Origin of the sequence: Microbacterium sp. UBA837, from assembly GCF_002296025.1 — a bacterium.
Classification (GTDB): domain Bacteria; phylum Actinomycetota; class Actinomycetes; order Actinomycetales; family Microbacteriaceae; genus Microbacterium.
In genome coordinates this window covers 1-2,967 of sequence record NZ_DBHD01000042.1, presented here as the reverse complement: position 1 = coordinate 2,967, position 2,967 = coordinate 1, and the positions used below count along the sequence as shown (strand labels likewise).

4 protein-coding genes are annotated in these 2,967 nt (G+C 67.9%); 2 read left to right on the top strand and 2 right to left on the bottom strand.

The genetic code is table 11. From position 1 onward, the window contains the following. The first annotated feature begins 152 nt into the window (after positions 1-152). Positions 153-1,595 (top strand): IS1380 family transposase, encoded by a 1,443-nt coding sequence (locus B3587_RS03230; protein ID WP_292726516.1) that lies wholly within the window; start codon positions 153-155, stop codon positions 1,593-1,595. 87 nt (positions 1,596-1,682) lie between these two features. On the opposite strand, the gene B3587_RS03225 is transcribed toward B3587_RS03230, so the two are convergent. Next, positions 1,683-1,871, bottom strand: coding sequence for a hypothetical protein (locus tag B3587_RS03225; RefSeq protein WP_292726514.1), 189 nt, complete (start codon positions 1,869-1,871; stop codon positions 1,683-1,685). Continuing rightward, positions 1,872-2,063, bottom strand: a complete 192-nt coding sequence (locus B3587_RS03220; protein ID WP_292726512.1) for a helix-turn-helix transcriptional regulator — start codon at positions 2,061-2,063, stop codon at positions 1,872-1,874. It lies immediately after the preceding gene. Positions 2,064-2,385: 322 nt separating this feature from the next. Here B3587_RS03220 and B3587_RS03215 point away from each other — a divergent pair, with 322 nt between their 5' ends. Further along, a complete protein-coding gene (locus B3587_RS03215; RefSeq protein WP_292726510.1) occupies positions 2,386-2,628 on the top strand; it encodes a hypothetical protein in 243 nt (80 codons plus the stop codon). Positions 2,629-2,967 lie beyond the last annotated feature (339 nt).

The following is a 2,967-nucleotide window of genomic DNA, read 5'->3' as shown; positions in this document are numbered from 1 at the left end:
CGAGGCAGCGCTCGAGCTCGTGGGCAGTAAGCCCGGATCCACCGATGAGCTTGGGTGGGTGAGCGTGGCGTAGAACGAGAATGCCCTTGCTGGGCGGGAGAATCGGAGTTCTTGAGGCAACGATTCACACCAACAGCAAGGGCATCTCTGAGGTGAAACTCTCTCACACGCTTCGATCGACCTCGGCGGTCTTCGATGACCCGAATCTCGTGTCGGCCGCAGGCCTGGTTCCGGCGCTCGCATTGGCCGAGTCCGCCGGCCTGCGGGACCTGGCGAATGAGCACCTGAGCGTGCCGACGGACAAGGGGGCGAACGCGGGGTTGAAGGTCGCCTCGCTGGTGGGCGGGATGGTCGCGGGCGCGGACAGCATCGATGACATGGCGTTGCTGCGCCACGGCGGGATGGGACGGGTCTTCGCCCGCGCGTACGCGCCCTCGACGCTTGGGTCGTTCCTGCGGGCGTTCACCTTCGGGCACGTGCGTCAGCTCGACGCGGTCGCCTCGAGGTTCCTGATCGCACTGGCCGGCCTCACCGGGCTGCTCCGAGCGTCGGGCGGCCCCGTAGCCAGCGGCACCGACACCGTGGTGGATCGGGGGTACGCGTTGCTCGATGTCGACGACACCATCATCGAGGTCCACGGCCACGCCAAGCAGGGCGCCGGCTTCGGCTACTCCGGAGTCCGTGGGCTCAACGCGCTGCTGGCCACCCTCACGAGTGCCACGTCGGCGTCGGTGGTGGTGGCCCAACGGCTCCGCAAGGGCTCGACCGCCTCACCCCGCGGCGCCAAGCGACTGGTGGGCGACGCGGTGAGAACGGCCCGCCGGCTGCTCGACAAGGCCCACCCGGTCCTGGTGCGGATGGACTCGGCGTTCTACGGTCGCGGACCAGTCCACGCCGCGCTGGCTGGTGGGGCCGCAGTGTCGGTGACCGTGCGGATGGACAAGCGGGTCAAGGCCGCGATCGCAGCGATCAGCGAGGATGCGTGGACCACGATCGAGTACACCGACGCTGTCTTCGACGAGGCCGGTCAGCGGTGGATCTCCCGCGCCGAGGTCGCCGAGATCGACTTCACCGCGTTCGCCGCACAGAAGAAGACCGACCACGTCCCTGGCCGGCTCGTGGTTCGCAGGATCCCCGACTTCAACGCCGAGAAGAACAAGGCCGCCGGCCAGGACACCCTGTTCGACACCTGGCGCTTCCACGCCTTCTTCACCACCACCGACCCCGAAGTGCTCGGCACCGTCGCCGCCGACAAGACGCACCGTCATCACGCAGTCATCGAGCAGGTCCACGCTGACCTCAAGAGCTCGGCGCTGGCACACCTGCCGTCCGGGGTGTTCACCGCGAACGCCGCCTGGCTCGTGTTGGCCGTGATGGCGTTCAACCTCACCCGAGCCGCCGCCAGCCTGAGCGACCCGCAACTCGCGAAGGCGACCACTGCGACCATCCGTCGCAAGCTGATCACCGTGCCAGGGCGGGTCGCAACCTCAGCACGCCGGGTCACCCTGCACCTGCCGGAATCTTGGCCGTGGGAGTTCGCCTGGACGGCGCTGTTCGACCGAGTCAGCGACCCGCCGCCAGCCCTCGCGGCCTGACCACCCAGCAGCGAGAGCGGCGCGACGAAGAACACCGTGGAACACCCCGGACAGCGAGGTCCGGCGGACCCTCGCGCCCCGGCATCCTCACTCCGCGGCGCCGACGATCAACCCATCCCGGCCCGGTCCATCGGTGGATCCGGGATTAGTGGTGAAAGTCCGCTGATGGGGGTTGCCCTCGACCGCCCACCGCACCGTGTAGGTCGTTCCGCGCTTGCCCTTGTACCTCCTGATGGACCAGACGCGAATGTCGTAGCTGACCTCCTTCCGGATCATCTACTGGCCCTCACGGCTCTCGAGCCACCGCTCGAGGTCTGCCCGGCGAACGCGAAGGCCGCCGTTCGGCAGCTTGATGCAGCACGGAGCTTTGTGCGCTGCCCGCCAGTCGTAGAACGTGGACTTGGAGATCCCCAGTTCGGCGCAGATGTCAGCGACAGTGAGATGCCGGGAAGTGGTGTGTTCGCTCATGATGATCACCTCGACGATCGACACGAGTCTGGTTGACCCGATGCCAGTCGTAGGCGTCTCGCGTGCCGACTTGTGGACAAGGCGCCTGTTCGTGAGCGTGGCGACTTGCGAGCACGTGGGTTTGGTGAGTGCCTTGGTGAGGGTGCTGATGAGGCATCGCACGGCCGGCGCCGACTCACCGGCGAGGAGCTGTTCGCCTCGAGTCAGGTACGGGCCGAGCGAGTCTGCGGCTGAGCCGCTACCTCCTCCAGGGGCTCCGGGACCTTGCCATGAGCCGCTGGTAACCGGGCCGACGCTCCAGCACCTGGAGCACACCGCTGAGGTGCGTCGCCAGCTCTGGCAGGTCGCGGTCGTAGACGAGGCCGCGATCGAGCTGGCTCGTGAGCTCGGCGAGCAGAGCGGGCCAGTTGTGTCGCGATGGACGCACGGGCACCTCCACCCGCTTCACGACCTCCTTCTGGACGACCTTCTCGACCTCGACGACCTGCTGCACGATCTCGACCGCGACGAGGCCGGACCGGGCAGCTCGGCGTTGCTCCCACGCCCGCTGGCGACAGACCTGTGAGCACCACTTCGGCGTCCGCCCACGGGTGGCCGGCAAGAACTCCCGTGAGCACCAGCCGCAGACCAGTGTCTGGTCCGACCGTCGGCGTGGACGTTTCGCCATGGCCTGCCTCCTCCGTGGAGGTAGGCGTCCCCGCGCGCTGCTCACGGACAGCCCGACGAGGCCGGCGTTTCCGTCACGACGACGTGAGACCTCGCGAGCCCGGTCATCGCATGCACCAGGTGTGTGGCTTCGGAATGAGCTCCGTTGGTGAGGCCGTGGCGTCGGCTCGCGGCTGCCGAGGACACCCCACGAGAGGGAGTCGAGGCGCCTCTATGTCAACGGCCAGTAGGAATTGCC